Annotated in this window: 23 protein-coding genes; 9 read left to right on the forward strand and 14 right to left on the reverse strand. The window is 76.3% G+C overall.

Annotated features, from left to right (window positions below; all coding sequences use genetic code 11):
• Nucleotides 1-111: 111 nt before the first annotated feature.
• Nucleotides 112-423 carry an AzlD domain-containing protein gene (locus ACI791_RS03385; RefSeq protein ID WP_456584734.1) on the reverse strand — a complete coding sequence of 104 codons (312 nt, stop codon included), beginning with the start codon at nucleotides 421-423 and terminating at the stop codon, nucleotides 112-114.
• Nucleotides 420-1,109: an AzlC family ABC transporter permease gene (locus ACI791_RS03390; protein WP_456584735.1), complete on the reverse strand. Its 690-nt coding sequence runs from the start codon at nucleotides 1,107-1,109 to the stop codon at nucleotides 420-422. Before ACI791_RS03390 ends, ACI791_RS03385 begins: the two co-directional genes overlap by 4 nt.
• Nucleotides 1,110-1,272: 163 nt before the next feature.
• Between ACI791_RS03390 and ACI791_RS03395 the strand changes: the two genes are divergently transcribed.
• Nucleotides 1,273-2,424, forward strand: coding sequence for an Mrp/NBP35 family ATP-binding protein (locus ACI791_RS03395; RefSeq protein WP_456584736.1), 1,152 nt, complete (start codon nucleotides 1,273-1,275; stop codon nucleotides 2,422-2,424).
• 91 nt (nucleotides 2,425-2,515) lie between these two features.
• Here the strand turns inward: ACI791_RS03395 and ACI791_RS03400 are convergent, their stop codons facing one another.
• From ACI791_RS03400 to sigE, 4 genes are all read right to left on the reverse strand, one after another.
• Entirely contained in the window at nucleotides 2,516-2,881 is a 366-nt protein-coding gene (locus ACI791_RS03400; protein ID WP_347059594.1) for a twin-arginine translocase TatA/TatE family subunit, read from the reverse strand.
• Nucleotides 2,882-2,964: 83 nt separating this feature from the next.
• Nucleotides 2,965-4,248 (reverse strand): S1C family serine protease, encoded by a 1,284-nt coding sequence (locus ACI791_RS03405; RefSeq protein ID WP_456584737.1) that lies wholly within the window; start codon nucleotides 4,246-4,248, stop codon nucleotides 2,965-2,967.
• Between the two features lie 260 nt (nucleotides 4,249-4,508).
• Entirely contained in the window at nucleotides 4,509-5,072 is a 564-nt protein-coding gene (locus ACI791_RS03410; RefSeq protein WP_456584738.1) for an anti-sigma factor family protein, read from the reverse strand.
• Entirely contained in the window at nucleotides 5,069-5,659 is a 591-nt protein-coding gene (gene sigE / locus ACI791_RS03415) for an RNA polymerase sigma factor SigE (RefSeq protein WP_456584739.1), read from the reverse strand. Before sigE ends, ACI791_RS03410 begins: the two co-directional genes overlap by 4 nt.
• A 199-nt stretch (nucleotides 5,660-5,858) precedes the next feature.
• Here sigE and ACI791_RS03420 point away from each other — a divergent pair, with 199 nt between their 5' ends.
• Nucleotides 5,859-6,518, forward strand: a complete 660-nt coding sequence (locus ACI791_RS03420) for an O-methyltransferase (protein ID WP_456584740.1) — start codon at nucleotides 5,859-5,861, stop codon at nucleotides 6,516-6,518.
• 14 nt (nucleotides 6,519-6,532) lie between these two features.
• Here ACI791_RS03420 and glgC read toward each other — a convergent pair whose 3' ends face one another.
• Nucleotides 6,533-7,753, reverse strand: coding sequence for a glucose-1-phosphate adenylyltransferase (gene glgC / locus ACI791_RS03425; RefSeq protein WP_456584741.1), 1,221 nt, complete (start codon nucleotides 7,751-7,753; stop codon nucleotides 6,533-6,535).
• Nucleotides 7,754-7,825: 72 nt separating this feature from the next.
• Here glgC and glgA point away from each other — a divergent pair, with 72 nt between their 5' ends.
• A complete protein-coding gene (gene glgA / locus ACI791_RS03430; protein ID WP_456584742.1) occupies nucleotides 7,826-8,998 on the forward strand; it encodes a glycogen synthase in 1,173 nt (390 codons plus the stop codon).
• A 147-nt stretch (nucleotides 8,999-9,145) separates the two neighbouring features.
• Nucleotides 9,146-9,688 carry a S26 family signal peptidase gene (locus tag ACI791_RS03435; protein WP_456584743.1) on the forward strand — a complete coding sequence of 181 codons (543 nt, stop codon included), beginning with the start codon at nucleotides 9,146-9,148 and terminating at the stop codon, nucleotides 9,686-9,688.
• Between the two features lie 79 nt (nucleotides 9,689-9,767).
• Here ACI791_RS03435 and ACI791_RS03440 read toward each other — a convergent pair whose 3' ends face one another.
• Together ACI791_RS03440 and ACI791_RS03445 are read right to left on the reverse strand one after the other, a co-directional pair.
• Nucleotides 9,768-10,619, reverse strand: coding sequence for a 5-oxoprolinase subunit C family protein (locus tag ACI791_RS03440; RefSeq protein WP_456584744.1), 852 nt, complete (start codon nucleotides 10,617-10,619; stop codon nucleotides 9,768-9,770).
• The gene (locus ACI791_RS03445; protein ID WP_456584745.1) at nucleotides 10,620-11,249 is read right to left on the reverse strand and encodes a 5-oxoprolinase subunit B family protein; all 630 of its coding nucleotides are present in this window, start codon (nucleotides 11,247-11,249) and stop codon (nucleotides 10,620-10,622) included. It lies immediately after the preceding gene.
• Nucleotides 11,250-11,349: 100 nt separating this feature from the next.
• Between ACI791_RS03445 and ACI791_RS03450 the strand changes: the two genes are divergently transcribed.
• Together ACI791_RS03450 and ACI791_RS03455 are read left to right on the forward strand one after the other, a co-directional pair.
• Nucleotides 11,350-12,555, forward strand: coding sequence for a PP2C family protein-serine/threonine phosphatase (locus ACI791_RS03450; RefSeq protein WP_456584746.1), 1,206 nt, complete (start codon nucleotides 11,350-11,352; stop codon nucleotides 12,553-12,555).
• Nucleotides 12,556-12,737: 182 nt separating this feature from the next.
• Nucleotides 12,738-13,466, forward strand: a complete 729-nt coding sequence (locus tag ACI791_RS03455) for an ANTAR domain-containing protein (RefSeq protein WP_456584747.1) — start codon at nucleotides 12,738-12,740, stop codon at nucleotides 13,464-13,466.
• A gap of 13 nt (nucleotides 13,467-13,479) precedes the next feature.
• On the opposite strand, the gene ACI791_RS03460 is transcribed toward ACI791_RS03455, so the two are convergent.
• Nucleotides 13,480-14,256: a LamB/YcsF family protein gene (locus ACI791_RS03460; RefSeq protein WP_456584748.1), complete on the reverse strand. Its 777-nt coding sequence runs from the start codon at nucleotides 14,254-14,256 to the stop codon at nucleotides 13,480-13,482.
• Between the two features lie 52 nt (nucleotides 14,257-14,308).
• Between ACI791_RS03460 and ACI791_RS03465 the strand changes: the two genes are divergently transcribed.
• The 3 genes from ACI791_RS03465 to ACI791_RS03475 all read left to right on the forward strand — a co-directional run bounded on the left by ACI791_RS03465 (nucleotide 14,309) and on the right by ACI791_RS03475 (nucleotide 18,785).
• On the forward strand, nucleotides 14,309-15,427 hold the full coding sequence (locus tag ACI791_RS03465; protein ID WP_456584749.1) for a spore photoproduct lyase family protein: 1,119 nt from the start codon (nucleotides 14,309-14,311) through the stop codon (nucleotides 15,425-15,427).
• Nucleotides 15,428-15,566: 139 nt separating this feature from the next.
• A complete protein-coding gene (locus ACI791_RS03470; RefSeq protein WP_456584750.1) occupies nucleotides 15,567-17,228 on the forward strand; it encodes a SpoIIE family protein phosphatase in 1,662 nt (553 codons plus the stop codon).
• Nucleotides 17,229-17,282: 54 nt separating this feature from the next.
• Nucleotides 17,283-18,785 carry a phytoene desaturase family protein gene (locus ACI791_RS03475; protein ID WP_456584751.1) on the forward strand — a complete coding sequence of 501 codons (1,503 nt, stop codon included), beginning with the start codon at nucleotides 17,283-17,285 and terminating at the stop codon, nucleotides 18,783-18,785.
• Nucleotides 18,786-18,788: 3 nt separating this feature from the next.
• On the opposite strand, the gene ACI791_RS03480 is transcribed toward ACI791_RS03475, so the two are convergent.
• The 4 genes from ACI791_RS03480 to ACI791_RS03495 form a co-directional block, all read right to left on the reverse strand.
• Nucleotides 18,789-20,252, reverse strand: coding sequence for a hypothetical protein (locus tag ACI791_RS03480; RefSeq protein WP_456584752.1), 1,464 nt, complete (start codon nucleotides 20,250-20,252; stop codon nucleotides 18,789-18,791).
• A 58-nt stretch (nucleotides 20,253-20,310) separates the two neighbouring features.
• Nucleotides 20,311-21,807, reverse strand: coding sequence for a leucyl aminopeptidase family protein (locus ACI791_RS03485; RefSeq protein WP_456584753.1), 1,497 nt, complete (start codon nucleotides 21,805-21,807; stop codon nucleotides 20,311-20,313).
• A 116-nt stretch (nucleotides 21,808-21,923) separates the two neighbouring features.
• On the reverse strand, nucleotides 21,924-22,091 hold the full coding sequence (locus ACI791_RS03490; RefSeq protein ID WP_347059575.1) for a DUF3117 domain-containing protein: 168 nt from the start codon (nucleotides 22,089-22,091) through the stop codon (nucleotides 21,924-21,926).
• A 106-nt stretch (nucleotides 22,092-22,197) separates the two neighbouring features.
• Complete coding sequence (locus ACI791_RS03495) at nucleotides 22,198-22,749, reverse strand: DNA-3-methyladenine glycosylase I (protein WP_456584754.1); 552 nt, start codon at nucleotides 22,747-22,749, stop codon at nucleotides 22,198-22,200.
• Nucleotides 22,750-22,853 lie beyond the last annotated feature (104 nt).

Raw genomic sequence — 22,853 nt, forward strand, 5'->3', positions numbered from 1 at the left:
GCGCAGCAGGCCGGCCAGCCAGGGCCATCACCCCACCGGGCCACGGGGCCGGGTCGGCACCGAGCACCGCGAAGCCGGCGAGCCGGAGCAGGCCGCGGCCTGGAACACCGGTCAGGCGGCCAGGACGTGCACGAACGCGCCCGCCGCCCCCGCGAGGACCAGCACCAGGATGAACGGCGCCCGCAGCGCCAGCGCCAGCGCAGCGACTACGAGCCCGGCCAGCCGACCGTCGACCACGATCCGGTCGCCGCTGGTCAGTCCCTGCACGACGACGAGGGCGGCCAGTAGCGCCGCGGGCACGAAGTCGACGATCCGCGCCACCCACGGCTGCTCGACCCAGGAAGCGGGCACCGACAGCCCGGCCAGCTTGAGCAGGTAGCAGCCCACGGAGGCGACGAGGACCGCCGTCCAGGTGTCGCTCACGAGGCCACCGCGCGCCGCGGCCGGCCGGCCAGGGCGACCGCCACCACCGCGGCGACCACCTGCACCCCGGGCGGGACGAGCGGCGTCAGCGCGAGCGCGACCGCCGCGCCGCCGAGCGCCACCCGGCGCTGCACGGTGGGCTCGGGGAAGGACCGGCCCAGCCGGGGCCACAGCAGGGCGAGGAACGCGGCCGGGACCACGGCGTCCAGCGCCGCCCGCGCCGCGCCCCCGAGCGCGGCGGCGCCGAGCGCACCGACGACGGTCGTCGCGTTCCAGGTCAGGTAGAGCGTCGTGCCGCCCACCAGGAACGCCAGCCCGGCGAGCGCCCGGTCAGGAGCCGCCAGCGCCAGCGCCGTCGTCTCGTCGATCACCCAGTGCGCCGTCCCCGCCCGGCGGACGCGGCCCCGCGGCCGCAGCAGCGGCACCAGCCGCACGCCGTAGACGGTGTTGCGGGTGCCCAGCAGCAACGCGCTGCTGACGGCGGCGAGGGCGCTACCCCCGGCCCCGAGCACGCCGATCAGGGCGAACTGGGAGGCGCCGGTGAACATGACGGCGGAGAGCACCAGCGCCTGCCAGACGTCCAGCCCCGCCGCGTCCGCGGCGGCGCCGAACGCCACCCCGTAGAGGCCGACGGCGAAACCGAGACCGACGGCGTCTCGCAGGGTCTGCGACCGGTCGGGCGACACGAGCCGACCCTAGTGACGCCCCAGGTGCGTCCCGGATCACCCTCCGGGGAGCGGGACGGAGCGCCGCCCGCCGTACAGTGGCAGGCGACCGATCGCGCAGGTCGCCGCGGCTGCCGCCGACCGCCGGACGCCGGTCCCCCGTCGAAGGAGACAGACGAACACGATGCCCGACCAGCTGACCGGCACGCCCGCGCTCGACGCCGTCAACGCCGCTCTGGCCACCGTCCAGGACCCGGAGATCAACCGCCCGCTCCCCGAGCTGGGCATGATCAAGGATGTGCGGATCGGGCCGGACGGCTCGGTCGCCGTCGAGGTCTACCTCACCGTCGCCGGCTGCCCCATGCGCGAGACGATCACCACCCGGGTCACCCAGGCCGTGTCGACCGTCCCCGGCGTGACGTCGGTGCAGGTGGCCCTCGACGTCATGAGCGACGAGCAGCGCGCCGAGCTGCGCAAGACGGTCCGCGGCACCGACGCCGCCGACCCGGTGATCCCCTTCGCCCAGCCGGGCTCGCTGACCCGCGTCTACGCGGTCGCCTCCGGCAAGGGCGGCGTCGGCAAGTCCAGCGTCACGGTGAACCTCGCCGCGTCCCTGGCCAAGCGCGGCCTGGCCGTCGGTGTCGTGGACGCCGACATCTACGGGCACTCCGTGCCGCGCATGCTGGGCGTGGACGACAAGCCCACCCAGGTCGACAACATGATCATGCCGCCGCAGTCGATGGGCGTGAAGGTCATCTCGATCGGCATGTTCACCCCGGGCAACACCCCGGTGGTGTGGCGCGGGCCGATGCTGCACCGCGCGCTGCAGCAGTTCCTCGCCGACGTGTGGTGGGGGGACCTGGACGTCCTGCTGCTGGACCTCCCGCCGGGCACCGGCGACGTCGCCATCTCCATCGCGCAGCTGCTGCCGAACGCCGAGATCCTCGTCGTCACCACCCCGCAGCTGGCCGCCGCCGAGGTGGCCGAGCGAGCCGGCGCGATCGCGACCCAGACCCACCAGCAGGTGGTCGGCGTCATCGAGAACATGAGCTGGATGGATCTGCCGGACGGCTCGCGGGTCGAGGTGTTCGGCTCCGGCGGTGGCCAGACGGTCTCCGACGCCCTCACCCGCACGCTCGGTGCCCGGGTGCCGCTGCTCGGCCAGATCCCGCTGGACACCCGCCTCCGCGAGGCCGGCGACGCCGGTGCGCCGATCGTGCTCGCCGACCCCGACTCCCCCGCCGCGCAGGCCCTGGAGAAGATCGCCGAGGGACTCGCCGTCCGCCAGCGCGGCCTGTCCGGCATGTCCCTCGGTCTCACCCCGGTCAAGCACTGAGCTGACCGGCCCTCTCTGGGGGTGTTCCTCGCGCTTCCGGGTCCTGCAGGGGGCCGGGAGCGGGAGGAACACCCCCAGAGTGCGTCCGGGGCTAGGTCGCGTCGATGTCGAACGGCGGCGGAACGGCGCGGTCCCGCACCTGTGCGGCCACGACCGTGGCCGCCGTCGCGCCGGTGGCGCCGGTCGGCCGCGCCGGACCGTCCTCCTCGTCACCCAGCAGCTGGGTGCGGATGAACGTCCTCGGGTGGTACTTGCGCAGGTCGAGGTCGCGCAGGTCGGAGAACTCGTCGCCCAGCGACTCGTTGACCTGCTCGCGCACCCCGGTGACGGCCGAGCGGATCCGCTTCAACCCGGAGGCGGCCTCCTTGGCCAGGTCGGGCAGGCGCTCGGGGCCGAAGATGAACAGCGCCGCGAGCGCCAGCACGGCGATCTCGCCCCAGCCGATCGAGTCGAACACCGTCGCTCCCGTCTGGCCCCGACCGCCCGCGCGGTCACCGGCTCCAGCGTAGGCGCCGGACCCCTGCCCGGTCGCCCCCCTGTTCAGGCGGCGCCGAGGGTCACCTCGACCGTGCGGGACCTTCCCCCGCGCACCAGCTCGACGGTGACCTGGTCGCCGGGCCGGCGGGCGTCCACCGCCACGGCCAGCTCCTCGGAGCTGCCGACCGGGGTGTCGTCGACCGCGATGATGACGTCCTCCTCGCGGATGCCCGCCTGGGCCGCGGGGCTGCCCGGCTCCACGTTCAGCACGAGGGCGCCGTCCCGGGTGCCGTCGGTGACCGACCGGGCGTTCACCCCGAGCGTGGCGTGCACGGCCGACCCGGTCGAGATGAGCTGCTCGGCGATCCGCGTCACCGTGTCGATGGGGATGGCGAAGCCCAGGCCGATCGAGCCGCCGGCCCCGGTGGAGGCGATGGCAGTGTTGATGCCGACCAGCGCGCCGCTCGCGTCGACCAGCGCCCCGCCGGAGTTGCCCGGGTTGATCGGGGCGTCGGTCTGCACCGCGCTGATGACGGCATTGGTGTCGGTGCCCTCGCCGGACAGCCGGACCGGTCGGTCGAGCGCGCTGACGATGCCGCTGGTGACCGTGCCCGCCAGCCCGAGCGGCGAGCCGATGGCCACCACCGGATCGCCGACGACGACCTCGGCGGAGCGGCCGAGGGAGGCCGTCACCAGGCCCGGCTTCTCGACCTTGATGACCGCGATGTCGCTGGCCGGGTCACGGCCGACGATGCGCGCGGCGGACCCGCTGCCGTCCGAGAACACCGCCCGGATCTCCGCCCCCTCGACCTCGTCGGCGCCGGAGATGACGTGGTTGTTGGTGACGATGTAGCCGTTCTCCCCGTCGATCACGACGCCGGAGCCCGTGGCGCCGGCCTGGCCGACGCGCACCTCGATCGAGACGACCGCGGGGATGACGGCGTCGGCGATGTCGGAGACCGACCCCGGCTCCCGGGTGATGCCCGGGTCGACCTGGGAGAGCGTCGTGCCGGGGGTGAACAGCGGCGTCTCGTCGGCGGTGCGGGTGAGGTACCAGCCGACCCCGCCGCCGACGAGCCCGACCACCAGCAGGGCGAGCACGGCGAGCGTGGTCAGCCGCACCGACAGGTCCCGCAGCCGGACCTTGCGGCGGCCCTGCGCGTCGACGACGACCGGGCCCGGCTGGTCGTCCTCCTCGTACACGGCGGGGGCACCGAGGCCGGCCGGGGACGCCGGGTCGCGCCAGGGATCGCTGCGCGCGTCGGCCTTCCACCAGGGGCCGGTGGCGGTCCGGCGGGCGCCCGGGCGGCCGTCGGGCGGGTCCTGCAGGCCGCCGCGGCCGGGCACGGGCGGGCCGAACGCGCGCAGCAGCGCCTCCGGCGGGGGCGGCGGGACGGGCCGCTGCGGGGCCGCCGGGCGACCGCCGGCGAAGCTGCCCGAGACGTGCTCGGGCCGGCCGAACGCGCCGGCCTGCGCGGGGGTGGGCTGCGGCGCGGGGACGGAGCGGGGACTCAGCCGCTGCGCCGCGGTCTCGTCGAAGGCGCCCGACTGGCCCTCGGGCCGGGCGAAGACGCCCGCGTCGCCGGGCGCGTGATCCCGGGGTTCGGTCAGGGGGTACCGCCCGGGATACCGGCGGAGGTGTCCACGGTGACGGTGCGCACCACCGGCGGGGCGACCTCGGTGTGCTGCTGCGGGCGGGCGGTGTCGGCTCCGGTCGCGGGCCCCGTGTCGGCGGGGAGGCTGAGCGCCAGGGCGGTCACCCCGGCGCCCAGACCCACCAGCGTCCCGGCCACCCCGCGGCGGAACCAGCGCCCGCCGAACGGACCGCGCCGGTGGGCACCCTCGGTGAGGTCGAGCGACCAGGCGCCCGTGCTCCCCGAGACGGTCAGCTCGCCGGGCGCGGCGCTCATCGTCCCGCTCCCGTCGCCGGAGCCCGGGACGTCGGCGGTGAAGGGGATCGCGCACAGCCGCGACATGAGGTCACCGGGGACCGCGACGTCCGCCGAGTCGTGCAGGGCCTCCTTGGCCTCCCGCTGCGCGGCCACGGCCATGCGGCAGGTGGCGCAGCCGGCAAGGTGCCGTGCGGCCCGGTTCGCGGGTCCGGCGGTCAACTCGCCGTCGACGAGCGCGGCGATCGCCTCCTGCGCCAGGTGGCTCTCCGGGATGCTCATGCCCCGAGCTCCCCGGAAACGCCCGCGCGGCGCGGGGCCAGGTGCGCCAGCGCCTCGCGCAGCTGGACCCGGCCGCGGTGGATGCGGCTGCGCACCGTGCCCAACTTGATGCCGAGGGTCGCGGCGATCTCCTCGTAGGTGAGGCCCTCGATGTCGCAGAGGACCACGGCCACCCGGAACTCGGGCGAGAGCGCGTCGAGCGCGGCCTGCACCTGGGGGTCGAGGTGGGTGTCGGCGTAGACCTGCTCCGGGCTCGGCGCCCGACCCGGAAGCCGCTCGGTGTCCTCGGGCAGTGCGTCGAACCGGATCCGCTGCCGGCGGCGGACCATGTCGAGGAACAGGTTCGTGGTGATCCGGTGCAGCCAGCCCTCGAAGGTGCCGGGCGAGTAGTCGGCCAGGGACCGGAACACCCGGACGAAGGTCTCCTGCGTCAGGTCCTCGGCGTCCTGCGGGTTGCCGGAGAGCCGGTAGGCCAGCCGGTACACCCGGGCGGAGTGGTCGCGCACGACCTGCTCCCAGGACGGGGCAACCCACGCGTCGGGATCCGCGACGGGACCCACGGGCTGCGGTGCGGTGGGCTCGGACACGTCACCAGGATCGCAGACCGGGGTGGTCAGGACCTTCCCGGCGTCGGCGGGTCGGGCGGGCACGGGTCGCTTCAAGCGCACGTCCTGATCAACGGACGACCGGCACATCCGTGTTCCCGCGCACCGCGGCTCCCAGGAGACGCACAGGTACGGCCGCGCGCACGGGAGCCGCGGCGCGGGCCACTACCCTCGGCTGTTGATGAGCGCCGAGGAACCGCCGCGCGGGCGCGGCACCGACCAGGGCGCCGCCTACGCCGACCGCTTCGCCGCGGAGTCGCCCGAGATGGCGGCCGCTCGGCAGCGCGCGCACCTCCTGTCCGGCGCCGCCCCGGTGGAGCCGCCCGTGGGCGCCACCCTCGCCGTCCTGGCCGCCACGTCCGGGGCCCGATCGGTGGTCTCGATCGGCAGCGGTGGCGGGCTGGCCGCCCTGTGGCTGCTGCGCGGGATGCGGCCCGACGGCGTCCTCACGGCGCTGGACGCCGACCCCGAGCAGCTCCGCGCGGCGCGCTCGGCGTTCGCCGAGGCCAAGGTGCCCGCCAGCCGGGTGCGGTTGATCTTCGGCACCCCCGGTGAGGTGCTCCCCCGGCTCTCCCCCGGCGGCTACGACCTGGTCTGCTGCGCCGGGCCGCCCCGCGAGTACTCCGAGCACCTGGCCACGCTGCTCGCCTTGGTGCGGGTCGGCGGCACGCTCACCTGTCACGGGCTGCTCGAGGGCGGCCGGGTCGCCGACCGCACCGCCCGCGACCCGCAGTCGGTGGCCTGGCGCGAGATCGCCCGCACGATCCGCGACGACGAGACCCTCCTGTCCGCCGTCCTGCCGATGGGCAGCGGCCTGCTGGTCGCCACCAGGCGCAGCTAGCGGCGACGGGCCCGCTACAGGAACGCGCGGGCGCCCTTGCCGATCACGGTGACGCCACCGGCGCTGACGTGGTAGCGCTCCCGGTCCAGGTCGTGGTCGAAGCCGATCCGCGCACCCGCCGGGACGACGACGTTCTTGTCCAGGATCGCCCGCCGGACCTGTGCGCCCTCACCGATGTACGCGCCGTCCATCACGACGCTCTGCTCGATCCTGGCCCCGCGCTCCACCCGCACTCCGGGGGAGACGACCGAACCGTGCACCGCACCACCGCCGATGATGGCCCCGGCGCTGACCATGGACTCCTCCGCGCGGCCGCCCAGCACGAACTTCGCCGGCGGCTGCTGCGGCGGCAGGGTGAGGATCGGCCAGCGGTCGTTGTAGAGGTTGAACACCGGCGTCACCGACACCAGGTCCATGTGCGCGTCGTAGTACGCGTCGATCGTCCCGACGTCCCGCCAGTAGCCGTGGTCGCGCTCGGTCGCCCCGGGGACGACGTTGGTGGAGAAGTCGTAGACCCACGCCTCCCCCGCGTCGGCGAGCATGGGCATGATCGAGCCGCCCATGTCGTGGACCGAGTCCTCGTCCTCGGCGTCGGTGCGCAACGCCTCGAGCAGGGCGTCGGTGGTGAACACGTAGTTGCCCATGGAGGCGAAGCTCTCCTCGGGCGAGTCCGGCAGGCCGGGTGGGTCCGCCGGCTTCTCCAGGAAGCCGAGCACCTTCCCCGCGGCGTCGGAGTCGATGACGCCGAACTCGGTCGCCTCCCGGCGGGGCACCCGCAGCCCGGCGATGGTCACCCCCGCCCCCGTCTGCAGGTGCTGGTCGATCATCTGCGCCGGATCCATCCGGTAGACGTGGTCGGCGCCGAAGACGACGACGATCTCCGGCCGCTCGTCGTAGATGAGGTTGAGGCTCTGGAAGATCGCGTCGGCGCTGCCGGTGTACCAGCGCGGGCCGAGCCGCTGCTGGGCCGGTACCGGGGTGACGTAGTTGCCGAGCAGCTGGGACATCCGCCAGGTCTGGGTGATGTGCCGGTCGAGGCTGTGGCTCTTGTACTGGGTCAGCACGGCGATCTGCCGGACGTCGCCGTTGACCAGGTTCGAGAGGACGAAGTCGATGAGCCGGTAGTTGCCCCCGAAGGGGACCGCCGGCTTGGCGCGGTCCTGGGTCAGCGGCGACAGCCGCTTCCCCTCACCGCCTGCCAGGACGATGCCGAGCACCCGTGGACCGCCGCGCATGGGAGCACCGTATCCGCTGCTCGGGGCCGCGGCGTCCTGCGTCCGCCACATACGCCCCCCTAGGGTGATGGCGTGCAGATCGGGATCGTCACGCGTGAGTGGCCGCCGGACGTCTACGGCGGCGCCGGGGTGCACGTCGAACACCTCGTCGCGGCGCTGCGCGCGCTGCCCGACGGGCCCGACCTCGACGTCCACTGCTTCGGGGGCGAGCGGGCCGACGCGACCGCCCATCCGGTCCCGTCCGGCCTCTCCGGCGCCAACGGGGCGCTGCAGGCGCTGGGCGTCGACGTCGAGATCGCCGCCGCCCTGGCCGGTGCCGACCTGGTGCACAGCCACACCTGGTACGCCAACACCGCCGGCCTGCTGGCCGCGCTGGTGCACGGGGCACCGCACGTGATCACCGCGCACTCCCTGGAGCCGCGCCGGCCGTGGAAGGCCGAGCAGCTCGGCGGCGGCTACCGGTTGTCCTCGTGGGCCGAACGCACCGCCTACCTCGCCGCCGACGCCGTCATCGCGGTCAGCGCCGGCATGCGCGACGACGTGCTCGCCGTCTACCCCGAGCTCGACCCCGCCCGGGTGCACGTCGTGCACAACGGCGTGGACGCCGAGGCCTACCGCCCGGTGCCCGAGCCGGAGACCGTCCGCGCGCTGGGCGTCGATCCCGACCGCCCCTACGCGCTGTTCGTCGGCCGGATCACCCGCCAGAAGGGGCTCGCCCACCTGCTCGCGGCCGCCGACCTGCTGCCCGCCGACGCCGGGCTGGTGCTCTGCGCCGGCGCCGCCGACACCCCGGCCGAGCGGCAGCAGGTCGCCGACGCCGTCGCCGCCCTCCAGACCCGCCGCGACGGCGTCGTCTGGATCGAGGCGATGCTGCCGCGCGAGCAGCTGGTGCCGCTGATCACCGGCGCCACCGTGTTCGTCTGCCCGTCGGTCTACGAACCGCTGGGCATCGTCAACCTCGAGGCGGCGGCCTGCGGCACCGCAGTCGTCGCCAGCGCCGTCGGTGGGATCCCGGAGGTGGTCGACGACGGCCGCACCGGTCTGCTCGTGCCCTACGACGAGACGGACCCCGCCGGTTTCGCCGCGGGCCTGGCTGCCCGGACCGCCGAGCTGCTGGCCGATCCGCAGCGCGCCGCCGCCATGGGCGCCGCCGGCCGCCAACGGGTCGTCGCCGAGTTCGGCTGGGCCGCGATCGCCCGGCAGACCGTGGAGGTCTACGCGGAGGTCCTGGCCGCCCGTGGGTGAGCCGGCGGCGGGCGGACCGCGACCCCTCACATTGGGGGCACGCACGTCCCCACCCCTCGGCTGCCCGCCCTGGTGAGACGCTCCGAGACTGTGCATCCGGTCGCGCCCCGTCGGAGGGGCTCCGCGCCCGCTCGCACGGAGGACCGCATGCCGACGACCGCCCGTTCCTCACCCGATCACCGGTCGCCCCGGCATCGGGGGCCCTGCCGCCCTGGCGGAGATGCCGTCGCAACCCCCTCACGAGAGGACGTTGCGCACCCGCCCCGGGTCCGGCGACGCGCCCGTCGCGCAGATCCTGGTCCCGTACCGGACCCGGTCAGGGGTGAGCACGCCAGCCCTGCGGCCCCCCGGTGGGACGGCTCCGCGCCGTCCGCGCACGATTGGCACGCCACGAGACGGGGCAGCACACTGCCAGCCGGCTTCCTCCACCAGTCCGTCGCCATCGAGGACGGCGCTCTGGTGGTGGACGGCGTGACGATCTGCGAGCCCTGGAGCGACCCCGCGCATCTCGACGGCGTCTGGTTCGGGCCGGTCGAGGTCCCCGACGGCTCGGTGTTCCTGCTCGGCGACCAGCGGGACGGGTCCATCGACTCCCGCGTCTTCGGACCGGTCGGCGAGGACGGGATCACCGGCGTGGTCGTTGCCGGAGCGTGGCCGCTGCCGCGCACGCTGCCCACCACACCGTGCTGACCCTGCTGACCGGCGGGCGGTGGCCGCGCGCATCGTGCCGGAACCGGACGACCCGGCGATCCTGCCGCTGCGGTGGCGCTCAGCGAGCCGTCCGGAAGCGGACGACGTCACCGGGGCGCAGCTGGGCCGCCGCGGCCAGGTCGGCGGTGCGGACGACGGCCAGTACCGGGTAGCCGCCGGTGACCGGGTGGTCGGCGAGGAACAGCACCGGCGCGCCGTCGGGCGGCACCTGCACCGCTCCCGGCACCAGGCCCTCGCTGGGCAGCTCCCCGTCGCGGGCCCGGCCGAGCCGGGGCCCGGCCAGCCGCAGGCCCACCCGGTCGCTGTCCGGGCTGACCCGCCACTCCGCCCGGACCAGGGCCGGCCACGCGGCCTCGTCGAGCCAGTCCCGCCGCGGTCCGGGGAGGACGCCCAGCACCGGCCGGTCCGACGGCGCGGCGACCGGGGCGACGTCGACGAACGGCTCCTCCCCCACCAGCGACCCGACCGGCAGCCGGAGCCCGGGAGTGACGACGGGCGGCCCCAGCCCCGACAGGGTGTCCGTGCTGCGCGAGCCCAGCACCGGGGGCACGTCGACGCCACCCCGGACCGCGAGGTAGCTGCGCAGGCCGGTGCGCGGCGCACCCAGGGCGAGGACCGCGCCGGCGGGCAGCGTCGTCGGGGCGGCGAACGGCGCCGGGCGCCCGCTGATGGTCACCGGCGCCGGCGCGCCCGTCACGGCCACCAGGAGGGCGCGCTCCGCGCGGATCCGCAGCCCCCCGGCCGTGACCTCCAGCACCGCCGCCGGTGGCCGGTTGCCGACCAGCCGGTTGGCCAGCGCCGCCGCCGGTGCGTCGGCGGCGCCCGACCGGGGCACCCCGATCGACGCCCAGCCGGTCCGGCCGGCGTCCTGCACCGTGGTGGCGGGCCCGGAGGCGAGGACGGCGAGCACTCAGCCCACCACCCGGAAACGGACCGCCGTGCCGGGGGCCAGCAGCGCCGGCGGGTCCCGGTCGACGTCGAAGAGCACCGCGTCGGTGCGCCCCACCAGCTGCCAGCCGCCCGGCGAGGCCCGCGGGTAGACCCCGGCGTAGGGGCCGGCCAGAGCCACCGCGCCGGCCGGCACCCGGGTGCGCGGGGTCGGTCGGCGCGGCACGTGCAGCGCCGCGGGCAGCCCGGTCAGGTAGCCGAAGCCGGGGGCGAAACCGCCGAAGGCCACGACGAACCGGGCGGCGGTCAGCGCGCCGACGACGGCGTCCTCGGTGCGCCCGGTCAGCCGGGCGACCTCGGCGAGGTCCGGACCGTCGAAGACCACCGGCAGCTCGACGGTGGCCCCGGCGGAACCGGCGGAGAGCTCGGCCGGCACGAGCCGCCGCAGGACGGCGAGGTCCAGCTCGGTGGGCGGGCGGTCGAGGACCACCAGCACGGTGCGCGCCGCCGGCACCAGGTCCACCTGCCCGGCGAGGGGCGCGGCGGCCAGGGCGGCCCGCAGACCCGGGACGTCGGCCGGGTCCGCCGCCTCCACCAGGACCGCGCGGTCCCCGTAGGGCACGGCCCGCGTGATCCCTCCGCCGCCGGACACCGGCCCATGATGGAACACCGGTCATCCGGGCACGTGACCAGCGCATCTGCCCCCGCGCTCCGGTCGCCCGGTCCGCGCGCCGGTGGAATGCTGGACCGTCGTGACCTCGACGACGCCCGCCGGGCAGGACCCGTTGCGGTCCCTGCTCCGGTCGTCGCACCACCTCCCCGCCGATCGGCTCGGCACGGTCGTCTCCCGCCACGCGACGCTCCTGGGGGCCCGTGCGGCCGTGGTCTACCTGGCCGACTACGAGCACTCCTCCCTCGTGCCGGTTCCCGGGGAGGACGTTCCGCCGCGCACCCCGCTGACCGTCGACGGCTCGGTCGGCGGGCTGGCCTTCCGCCGGGTCGAGGTGACCCGCTCCCCCGGTCACGACGCCGGTGTGCGGCTGTGGGTGCCCCTGCTCGACGGCGCGGAACGGGTCGGTGTCCTGGAGCTGCTGTTCGACGCCGAGCCCCCTGCGGAGCAGGACGACGAACGCCGGGCCTTCGCCGCGCTCGTGGCCGAGCTGTGCGTCACCCGCAGCGCCTACAGCGACGTGTTCGCGCGGCTGCGGCGCACCCGGCCGATGAGCCTCGCCGCGGAGATCCAGTGGGACCTCGTCCCGCCGCTGACCTTCGGCACCGAGCGCGTCGTCATCTCCGCGGCCCTGGAACCCTCCTACGGGATCGGCGGGGACACCTTCGACTACGCCGTCAACGGCCCCGTCGCCGATCTCATGGTCCTCGACGCGATGGGCCACGGCCTGCCCGCGGCGCTGCTGGCCACGGTCGCCGTCGGCGCGTACCGCTCGGCCCGCCGGCACGAGCGGTCCCTCCCCGCGACGTCGGAGGCGATGAACACCGCGATCGCCGGTCAGTTCCCCGGCAGCCAGTTCGCCACCGCGCTGCTGACGCGGCTCGACCTGCTGTCCGGCCGGCTGAGCTGGGTCAACGCGGGGCACGGCGCCCCCCTGGTCGTGCGCGACGGCGTCCTCCTGCCCGCCCACCCCTGCCGGCCGGCCCTGCCGCTCGGGCTCCAGCAGGGGCCGGCCCACGAGTGCGAGGTGCAGCTGCGCCCGGGTGACCGGGTGCTCCTGCACACCGACGGCATCACCGAGGCCCGCTCGCCGGCGGGCGAGTTCTTCGGCGAGGAGCGCCTCGCGGACTTCGTCGTGCGCGCGGAGACGGCCGGCGACCCGCCGCCGGAGACGCTCCGGCGGCTGATGCGCAGCGTGATGGACCACCAGGCGGGCCGGCTGCAGGACGACGCCACGATCGTGCTCGTCGAGTGGCGGACCGGGCACGAGGACCAGCTGACGCTGTGATGCCGCCCGAGCACTCCGTCCCGGCGCCCGCGGGCGGCTGCTGTCGGCCGACCGGGACCCAGGCGGTGCGGGAGGTGGCCTGCACCCACCGGCCCGGGGGCCCGGCCGGATGAGCGACCGCCCGACATCGGGAGAGCGGCGTCACCGGATGTGCACCCGGCCCGCCGGGCAGACAATCGGGCGTGACCATCGCGGGGCGCTTCGAGGCCGCGCTGGCACGGGAGTCGGACCCGGAGCTCGCCGGGCCGGAGCTGCTGCCCGTGCGGCTCAGCCGCGCGTGCGCCGCCCTGCTCGGGGTCGACGGCGCCGGCCTGAGCCTGCTCGACGGCAGCGGGCGCCGCGTTCCGCTGGGGGCCAGCAGCCCGGAGGCGTCGAGCGCCGAACGGATGCAGTTCACCACCGGCGAGGGCCCGTGCATGACGAGCCGGTCCACCGGTCAGCCGGTGTTCGCCGTCGAGGAGGACCTGCGGCGGCGGTGGCCCATGTTCGCCGAGCTGCTGCTGGGCGCGACGCCGTTCCGCGCCGTCGTCGCCCTGCCGCTGCAGCCGGGGCCCGCCGGCGACGGCGCGCTCGACCTCTTCTTCACGCACTCCGCGGCCGTTCCCGAGCTGGACGTCTTCGAGGCCGTCGCCGTCGGGGAGCTGGTGACCTCCTCGCTCGGCGATGCGGCGGTGTGGTCCACCTGGACCCCGGCCGAGGGGCCCGGCTGGATGCAGGGCCCGGCGCCGCGCCGGCGGGCGGCGGTGTGGGAGGCGATGGGCAAGGTCAGCGTCGCCCTGGACGTCGACCCCGCCGAGGCGCTGGCGCTCCTGCGCACCGACGCCTACACCGCGGGGCGGTCAGTGGACGAGGTCGCGGCGGAGCTGCTGACCGGACGCCGCCTGGTCGAGGACCTCCGGCCCCGCGGCTGACGCCACCGACGCCTCAGCCGGCGGACGGGGCGACCCGGAGCCCGGCCGCCTCCAGCGCGCCCCGGACCGCCCGGGCGAGGTGGACCGCTCCCGGGGTGTCCCCGTGCACGCAGACCGACCGCACCTCGACCCGCACGGTGCTGCCGTCCACCGCCCGCACCGTGCCCTCGGCGGCCATGCGGACGGCCCGCTCGGCCACCGCGGCGGGGTCGTGCACCAGCGCTCCCGCCGCTCCCCGGGGCACCAGCGTGCCGTCGGGGGCGTACCCGCGGTCGGCGAAGCCCTCCCCCACGGTCGGCAGCCCGGCGGCCGCGGCGCTGCCCAGCAGCACCGAGCCGGGCAGGCCCAGCACCGCGAGACCGGTGTCGTAGCCGGCGACGGCCTCCACCACCGCCCGCGCCTGGGTCTCGTGGTGCGCGACCGCGTTGTAGAGCGCCCCGTGCGGCTTGACGTAGGACACCCGTCCCCCGGCCGTCCGGGCGATGCCGTCCAGCGCGGCGAGCTGGTACAGCACGTCGGCGGCCAGCTCGGCCGGCGCGGCGTCGACGAACCGCCGGCCGAACCCGGCCAGGTCGCGGTAGGACACCTGCGCGCCGATCGAGACCCCGGCCGCCACGGCGGCCGTGCACACGCGACGCATCGTCACCGGGTCACCGGCGTGGAAGCCGCAGGCGACGTTGGCGCTGCTCACGACCTCGAGCAGCGCGTCGTCGTCGCCCAGCCGCCACACGCCGAACCCCTCCCCGAGGTCGGCGTTGAGGTCGATGCGGGGCGGGCCGGATGCGCTCACCCGGGAAGTCTGGCACCGGAATGGCGGCCGCCCGCGCGACGCTGCACGGAACATGAGAGCCGCCGAGCCGCTCACGCTCTTCGAGGTCGGGCCGCCGCCGGCGCCGATGCCGCCCAACCACCTCCTCCGGATCCGCCGCATCTACGCCGAGCCGGCCGCGACCGAGTCCTCCCGCGGCCGCCAGGTCCTGGACCGGTTCCCCGACGCCGAGGTGGTCGAGGTGCCCAGCCACTGGCAGATCCCGGAGCTGCACGGCAACGCGGGCAACGTCGACCGCTGGGTGCGGGTGAAGACCGAGATCCTGGTGCTCGGCGTCCGCAAGGGTCTGGCCACCCGGCCCAACGGCCGCTCGGCGAACTTCATCGCGCCCGGCACGGCGAACGGCTGCGCCATGGCCTGCGCCTACTGCTACGTCCCCCGGCGCAAGGGCTTCGCCAACCCGATCACCGTCTTCACCAACATCGAGCAGATCACCGGGCACCTGCGCCGGCACGTGGCCCGGCAGGGACCGAAGACCCAACCCGACCAGTGCGACCCGGCCAGCTGGGTCTACGACATCGGCGAGAACAGCGACTGCTCCGTCGACGCCCTGGTCAGCGACAACGTCGCCGATCTCGTGACCACCTTCCGCGACCTGCCGACGGCGAAGGCGTCCTTCGCCACCAAGTACGTCAACCGCGGGCTGCTGGACCTCGACCCGGCCGGCCGCACCCGCATCCGCTTCTCCCTCATGCCCGACGACGACGCCCGGGTGCTCGACGTCCGCACCAGCCGGATCGCCGACCGGATCGCCGCCGTCGACGACTTCGTGGCGGCCGGCTACGAGGTGCACCTGAACCTCTCCCCCGTCGTGCTGCGCCCGGGCTGGGAGGAGGACTGGGGCGGGCTCCTGGAGCGGCTGGACGACGAGCTCGGGCCGGCGGCCAAGGCGCAGGCCGCCGCCGAGGTGATCCTGCTGACCCACAACGAGGCGCTGCACGAGGTGAACCTCGGGTGGCACCCCACGGCCGAGCAGCTGCTGTGGCGCCCTGATCTGCAGGAGCCCAAGCGCAGCCAGAACGGCCAGGAGAACGTGCGCTACCGGGCCGACGTCAAGCGCGCGGCGGTGGCCCGGGTGCGGGATCTGGTGGCCCACCGCGCCCCGTGGCTGGACATCCGGTACGCCTTCTGACCCCGGTCGACGTGTCGTGATGTCGCCCTGGCCACATGTCGACCGTTCGTGTCCGCATCCTCACCGCCCGTGTGAGACGCTGAGCGCTGCGACGGAGCGCCGATGGCCCGTCGGGGAGAGCCATGCCCGAGGGGGAACGGTGTTCGAGTCCACCTCCGGAGTGCCCGCGGCGACCCTGCTGGCGGCGCTGCCCGACACGGTCGTGGTGGCCGACGGCGACGGGCGCATCGCCTACGTGAGCCCCGCCGTGACGGTGCTGCTGGGCCACGACCCGGCGGCGCTGGTGGGCCGGTCGCTGCAGGTGCTCATGCCCGAGCGGCTGCGGAGCGGCCACAGCGAGGGCTTCTCCCGGTACCGCGCCACGGGCGAGGGCAAGCTGGTCGGGGCGACGACGCAGGTGCCGGCGCTGCACGCGGCCGGGCACGAGGTCGCGATCGACCTCACCCTGTCCCGCCTGACGCCGTCCCCCGAAGAGTCCCCGGACGACGCGCTGGTGGTCGCCGTGCTCCGTGACGCGAGCACCACCATCCTGCTGGAGCGGCAGTTCGAGGTCAGCCGTTACCTGGCCGCCACGCTGCGGGTCACCGCGGCGCTGACCGAGGCGCGCGACGCCGACGTCGCCTTCGCCCAGCTGCTGCCGACGCTGTGCACCGAGCTGGACTGGGACGCCGCCCAGCTGTGGCAGCCCGACGGCGACGGGGGCCGGCTGGTGCACACCGGTACCTGGGCCGCACGCGGCGCATCGGTGCCGGCGCTCGACGCCGACGCCGCCCAGCGGACCTTCCGGCGGGGCGAGCGGCTCCCCGGGGAGGCCTGGCAGCAGCGGGCACCCGTCGTGGCCGAGGACCTCTGGGCCGACCCGGAGATCGTCCGGTCCCGGGCCGCCCGGGAGGACGGCCTGCGGACGGCGGTGGCGTTCCCGGTGTTCAGCGGCGACGCGCTGCTCGCCGTCTGCGAGCTCTTCTCCACCGCCCAGCGGCCGGTGCCCGCGGAGCTGCGGGAGGTGCTGGCCCACGCCGGCCGGCAGATCGGCCAGTTCCTCGCCCGGCTGCGCGCGGAGTCGGTGGTCCGCGAGCTGGCCGACACCCTCCAGCGCAGCCTGCTGCCCTCCCACCTGCCGACGATCCCCGGCGTCCGGCTGGCGGCCACCTACCGGGCCGGTGGTGAGGCCGCCCTCGTCGGCGGCGACACCTACGACGTCATGCCGCTGCCGGACGGTCGCTGGATGGTGCTGATCGCCGACGTCTGCGGGACCGGGGCGGAGGCGGCGGCCGTCACCGCGGTCACCCGCCACACCGCGCGCGCCGCGGCGTCGGGCAGCGCCGGCGAGATCCTGACCGCCGTGAACACCGCCCTGCTGCACGAGGAGGGCAGCGCGCCGCTGCGCTTCGTCACCGCGTGCTGCCTGCTGCTGGAGCCGACCGCCGAGGGCCACCGGGCGACGCTGAGCGTGGCGGGTCACCCGCTGCCGCTGCTGCGCCACCTTGACGGCCACGCCCACCCGGTGGGCCGGCCCGGCCGCCCGCTGGGCATCGACCCCGACGTCGCGTTCCCCGAGGAGGCGTTCGACCTCCCGCCGGGCGCGACGCTGGTGCTGTACACGGACGGGGTCACCGAGGCCCGCGACGACAACGGAGCCCAGTTCGGCGAGGACGCGCTGCTGCGGGTCGTGGCCGGCGTCCCCACGGGTGGGGCCGAGGAGACCGTCGCCGCCGTGGCCGCCGCGGTGGAGGAGCAGTTGGCCGGCTCCCGGCACGAGCACGACGACCTGGCCGTCCTCGCGCTGTCCGTCCCCCGCTGACACCGACGGCACCGCCGGGACCGGCCGGTCCGCGCCCCGGCCTACGGTGAGCAGGTGGCGCGGGTCGTGGTGGTGGGTGCCGGCCTCGGCGGTCTCGCCGCCGCCGCGCGGCTGGCCGCCCTCGGCCACGCGGTCACCGTCGTCGAGCAGTCGCCCGGGATCGGCGGGAAGCTCGGGTGGTTCGCCCGCGACGGGCATGCCTTCGACACCGGGCCGAGCCTGGTCACCCTGCCGCAGGTGTACCGCGACCTCTTCGCCGCGACCGGCGGCCCGCTCGAGGACGCCGTCGACCTCGTGCGGCTGGACCCGGCGGTCGCCTACCGCTTCGCCGACGGGACCCGGCTGACCGTGCCCGGGCAGCCCGCCGCCGTGCCCGCCGCGCTGGACGAGGCGCTGGGCGACGGCGCGGGCCGGGAGTGGAGCGCCCTCCTCGACCGGGCCGCGACCATGTGGCGGATCAGCGAGCAGCCGTTCCTGCGCACTCCGCTGGCCGGGGCCGCGACGCTCGCCCGGCTGGCCCGACACCCGGCCCACGTCGCCGCGATCGCGCCCTGGCAGTCGCTGCGCGGCCTCGGCCGCCGTCGCCTGCACCACCGGCACCTGCGCACGCTGCTCGACCGCTACGCCACGTACTCCGGCTCCGATCCGCGCCGGGCGCCGGCGGTGCTGGCCACCGTCCCGTACGCCGAGCAGGCGTTCGGCTCCTGGTACGTGCGGGGCGGGCTGCACCGGCTCGGGTCGGCGGTGCTCGACCGGGCCGTCGGGCACGGCGCCGTGCTGCGCACCGGCTGCGCGGTGCGCCGGGTGCTCGTGGAGGGCAGCGGGGCGGCCGGCGTGGAGCTGGCCGACGGCGAGCGGCTGCGCGCCGACGTCGTCGTCTCCGGCGTCGACGCCGCCACCCTGCATGCCGACCTGCTCCCCGCCGACCCGCGGACCCGCGGCGTGCGGCGGGACCTGGCCCGCGCGACGCCGTCGCTGTCGGGGTTCGTGCTGCTGCTCGCGCTGCGCGGCCGGACCCCGCCCCCGGCGCACCACACCGTCCTGTTCCCCGACGACTACGACGCCGAGTTCGACGCGGTCTTCGGCACCGGCCGGTACGCCGGCCGGCCCGCCGCGGTGCCCGACCCCACCGTCTACGTCAGCGCACCCGACGACCCCGCGCTCGTGCCCGACGACGACAGCGCCTCGTGGTTCGTCCTGGTCAACGCCCCCCGCCACGACCCGGCGCACGGCGTCGACTGGGACGCCCCGGGGCTGGCGGAGACCTACGCCGACCGGGTGCTGGAGGTCATGGCCCACCGCGGGCTCGACGTCCGGCACCGCCTCCGCTGGCGGGTGGTCCGGACGCCGGCCGACCTGGCGCGCGACACCGGCAGCGTCGGCGGCTCGATCTACGGCACCTCGAGCAACGGTCCGCGGGCGGCCTTCCTGCGCCCGGCGAACGCCTCCCGGGTGCCCGGGCTCTTCCTGGTCGGCGGCTCGGCGCACCCCGGCGGCGGCCTGCCGCTGGTGGGGCTGTCGGCCGAGATCGTGGCCGGGCTCGTCGGCCCGGCCTGACCCTCACCCCCGGGCGGAGCCGTAGCCCAGCAGCGCGGCCAGCCCCAGAGCGCTGCGCGGCTGGTAGGCCCCGCGCCACAGGCCGCCGTGCGCCGCCGCGTGCGCCTCGTCCTGCCACGGGTGCTCCTGCGCCGGTCCGCCACCGGTGTGCAGATCGTGCACCAGCAGTGCGGCCATGAGCACGTTGGACGTGGCCGGCTCGAAGATCTCGACACCGAACCGGTGGGCACCCGCGTAGGCCGCGGCAAGCGCCCGGTTCTTCACCACCGACCGGGTGCGCGTCGGCGGGGCGACGTTCATCGACACCGTGCTGCCCGCGGCGCGCGCGACCGTCGCCCGCCACCGCTGCAGCCGCTTGGCCAGGGCGTAGTTCGGGCCCTGCTGCGCCACCAGGCTGTCGGCGATGCCGGGGTCGGTCCCGGGCACGTAGGCGCGCTGCAGCAGCCGCCCGCCCGACACCGTGCGCAGCGGCCGGCCGAGCAGCTTGGCCGTGCGGGTCCGGCCCGCGTACGCCCGCACCGACTGCTCGACAGCATCGGCGGGTACGGCGAAGACGTCGGTGGGCGTGGCGAGGAACGCCAGGGCGAGGTCGCCGCGCTCCGCCGCCACCCGCACCGTGAGCGCGTCGACGGCCGCCGACACCTGCACGTTCGTGGCGCCGTCGGCGTAGACGTAGTTGCCGAGGACCACGCTGCCGGGCAGCCCGGCGGTCCAGTCGGCGACCGCCGGCACCTCGGCGATCAGGTCGGCTCCCGCGCGTGCGGCGTCGGCGTCCGGACCCGGGTCGGCCATCGGCACCAGCAGCGTCCCGGCGCCTGAGCGGGCGGTCTCGAGCACCCGCTCCCACAGCGGTGCGCGGGGCAGGTCCAGCCCCGCCACCCGTGCACCCCACCGCAGCAGCGCGGTCAGCGGGCCCATCTCCGCGCCGGCGCCCAGCACCACCACGGTGCGGTCGGGCAGCGACAGCCACTCCGGGTGCGCCGCGACGGTGCGCACCGCGTCGCCGCACGAGGGCTCGATCACCCCCGACGCCACCCAGGCATCCACCTGGCGCAGCAGGGCGTCACCCCGCAACCGGCTCCCGTGGAAGGGCAGCGAGAGCTCCCGCTCCGGCTCGGCGGTGCCGGTCACCGCGGCGGTGTGCAGCGACCGGCCGGCGGGGGCGGTGGCCAGTCCGTCCAACCCGGTCTCGCCGCCCGGCCCGGCCACCCGCATGCGCCGGTGGAGGGCGACGAGGCCGGCGTCGGCGATCGCCCGGGCGGCCTCCGGTGCGGTCAGCCCGGCCTCGACCAGCCGACGGAAGTGGGTCAGGTAACCCGCCCGCCAGTTCGTCTCCCGCTCGGCGGCCAACGCTCCGGCTGCGTCCACCGGCCGCAGCGCGTCGGCGACGACGGCGCGGCCGAGCGCCGCGGTGCTGCGCCGTCCGTCGGGCCCGGCCGGGAACACGACCCCCTGGTCCTCGCTCATCGCTCGTCCACCACGGCACCAGCTTCTCCCGGGGCCCTCGCGCCCGCCGAGCGGGGCCCTACCGGTCCGCCTGCCGCACGCCCGGCGCGACCGGCGCACCGGCCTCCAGCCAGCGCAGCAGCGTGCGGGTCGCGAACCCGGTGCCGCCCCGGACCAGCTCCCCCTCGTCGGCGCCGGCGCGCGCCGGGCCGGCGATGTCCAGGTGGGCCCACGGCAGGTTCCCGGCGAACGGCCGGAGGAACAGCGCCGCGGTGGTCGCGCCCGGCCCGGCCGGTGCGTCCGTCGCGTCGGCGACGCCGTCGTCGGGCGGCTCCTCGTGGTGCTCCTCGGCCAGCGGCAGCCGCCAGGACGGCTCGCCGGCCTGCGCCCCGGCGGCAGCGAGGACGGCGGCCAGGCCGTCGGTGGTCGCGTACAGCGCCGCGGTGCGGGCGCCCAGGGCCACCTTCGCCGCTGCGGTCAGCACGGCGACGTCGACCAGCGCGGTCGCCCCCAGCCGCAGCCGGGCGTGGGCCAGCGCGTCGGCGAGGACCAGCCGCGCGTCGGCCGCGGTGGTGCGCACCTCCGTCGTACGACCGTCCACGTGCCGCACAACGTCAGACGGGCGGTAGGACGAGCCCGACACCGCGTTCTCCGCCACCGGCACGACGGCCGTCACGGCGACCGGCAGCGCCAGGCGCGCGGCGGCCTCCACCGCGGCGAGGACGGCGGCGCCCCCGGCGGTGTCGGTCTTGGTGTGCCGCACGGCGGCCGAGCGGGTGAGCGAGAGGCCGCCGGTGTCGAAGGTGGTGCCCGTGCCGACGACGACCGGGTGCGCCGGCCCGGCGTCCGGGTGCCGGTAGGCCGCGACGACGACGCACGGCGGGGCGGCCGAGCCACCACCGACGGCGAGGACTCCCCCGAAGCCGCCGTCCGTCAGCTCCGCCCGGCCGAGCACGGTGACCTCCACGTGCGGCAGCCCGGCGAGCCGGTCCACGGCTTGCTCGGCCAGCCACGCGGGGGTCTTGGTGCTGGGCGGGGTGTTGACCAGGTCGCGGGCCCAGGCGACGGCGGCGGCGGCGACCTGTGCGGCGCGGGCGGCGGCGGCGACCGCGGGATCGCCGGCGTCGGCGAGGACGACGGCGACGGTCGCCAGCCGGGGCGGGTGCGCCCGCGAGGAGTCGCGGAACCGGTACCCGGCGAGCAGAGCCGCCTCCACGGCGACCCGGACCTCCGCGGCCCCCGCCGGGGCGACGGCGCCGTCCAGCGGCAGCACCAGGCGCCGGGCGCCGTGGGCGGCCAGCGTCTGCCCCCGCCTGACGGCGCCGGCCGCGTAGCTGCGCACGTCCGGCAGCGCGCCGTCACCCACCCCGACGGCGACGACGCTGCGGGGACGGCGGCCGGCGATCGGCACGTTCGTGAGGTGGCGCAGCCGGCCGGTGTTGCCCGTGTCGGCCAGCGCACCGGCCAGCAGGCCCGGGTCCACGACCGGCTCCGGGGCGGCGGTCAACCACGGCGGGAGGACGACACCGGTGGCGACCGGCACCGCCAGCACGTCGTCGGGCCCGAGGGGGGGCACGGCGGGCAGGACCTCGACCCGGGGGAACGGCGCGGCCCCGGTCGCCGGCGGTGTGCCGACGGCCGGGGCCGTGTCGTCCTGCGCGGGGCTGCCCGGGGGCAGGCTCGCGGGAGGTGTCAGCTGATCGCGCCCTTCAGTGCCTCCGACAGCGCGGCCGCCTCGTCCGGCGACAGCTCCACCACCAGGCGACCGCCGCCTTCCAGCGGTACGCGCATGACCAGGCCGCGCCCTTCCTTGGTGACCTCGAGGGGACCTTCACCCGTGCGCGGCTTCATGGCCGCCATGCGTGCCTCCTTCGCCAGCCACACACCTGCTCCGTGAACAGGCGCGTGGTGTCCGATGCTGTGAGCTCTGGAGCAATGATCCCGTATGGGCGGCCGACGTCCAACATCAGGCCCGTGCGGGTGATGCGCGGAAGCACTCCGCGACGTGGTCGTCGACCATCCCGGTGGCCTGCATCAGCGCATATGCCGTGGTCGGGCCGACGAAGACGAAGCCCCGCCGCTTGAGCGCCTTGGCCATCGCGACCGACTCCGGGCTGGTCGCCGGCACGTCGGCGAGGGTGGCCGGGCGCCGCCGCGGACCGGCCGGGGCGAACGACCAGAGGAGGTCCGACAACCCCTCGGGCAGCTCCTGCGCCGCCCGGGCGTTCGAGACGGCGGCGGCGATCTTCGCCCGGTTCCGCACGATGCCCGCGTCGGCCATCAGCCGCGCCTGGTCCTCGGCGGTGAAGGCGGCGACCGCGTCGATCGAGAAGCCGGCGAACGCCGCCCGGAAGGCGGGGCGCTTGCGGAGGATCGTGATCCAGGACAGCCCGGACTGGAACGCCTCCAGGGTGAGCCGCTCGAACAGCGCGTCGTCCCCGCGCAGCGGCGTCCCCCACTCCTCGTCGTGGTAGGTGACGTACTCGGGGGCGCTCGTGGCCCAGGCGCAGCGCTGCACGCACCCGACGCTAGCGCCGGCCACCGACGCTCCCGGCCGACCGGTGAGGCGGTACCGCCGCCAGTACCGCCGCCGGGCGTGCGCGCCGGCATCGACGTGCTTCG

The sequence above is a fragment of the Blastococcus sp. SYSU DS0973 genome (genome assembly GCF_054051055.1).

Bases quoted from the DNA above. Each gene is read 5' to 3' on its own strand.
- ACI791_RS03420 (WP_456584740.1), top strand. From the start codon at position 5,859: ATGAGCGCCGAGGAACCGCCGCGCGGGCGCGGCACCGACCAGGGCGCC.
- glgC (WP_456584741.1), bottom strand. From the start codon at position 7,753: ATGCGCGGCGGTCCACGGGTGCTCGGCATCGTCCTGGCAGGCGGTGAG.
- ACI791_RS03395 (WP_456584736.1), top strand. From the start codon at position 1,273: ATGCCCGACCAGCTGACCGGCACGCCCGCGCTCGACGCCGTCAACGCC.
- ACI791_RS03465 (WP_456584749.1), top strand. From the start codon at position 14,309: ATGAGAGCCGCCGAGCCGCTCACGCTCTTCGAGGTCGGGCCGCCGCCG.
- ACI791_RS03490 (WP_347059575.1), bottom strand. From the start codon at position 22,091: ATGGCGGCCATGAAGCCGCGCACGGGTGAAGGTCCCCTCGAGGTCACC.
- ACI791_RS03435 (WP_456584743.1), top strand. From the start codon at position 9,146: ATGCCGACGACCGCCCGTTCCTCACCCGATCACCGGTCGCCCCGGCAT.
- ACI791_RS03480 (WP_456584752.1), bottom strand. From the start codon at position 20,252: ATGAGCGAGGACCAGGGGGTCGTGTTCCCGGCCGGGCCCGACGGACGG.
- ACI791_RS03410 (WP_456584738.1), bottom strand. From the start codon at position 5,072: ATGAGCATCCCGGAGAGCCACCTGGCGCAGGAGGCGATCGCCGCGCTC.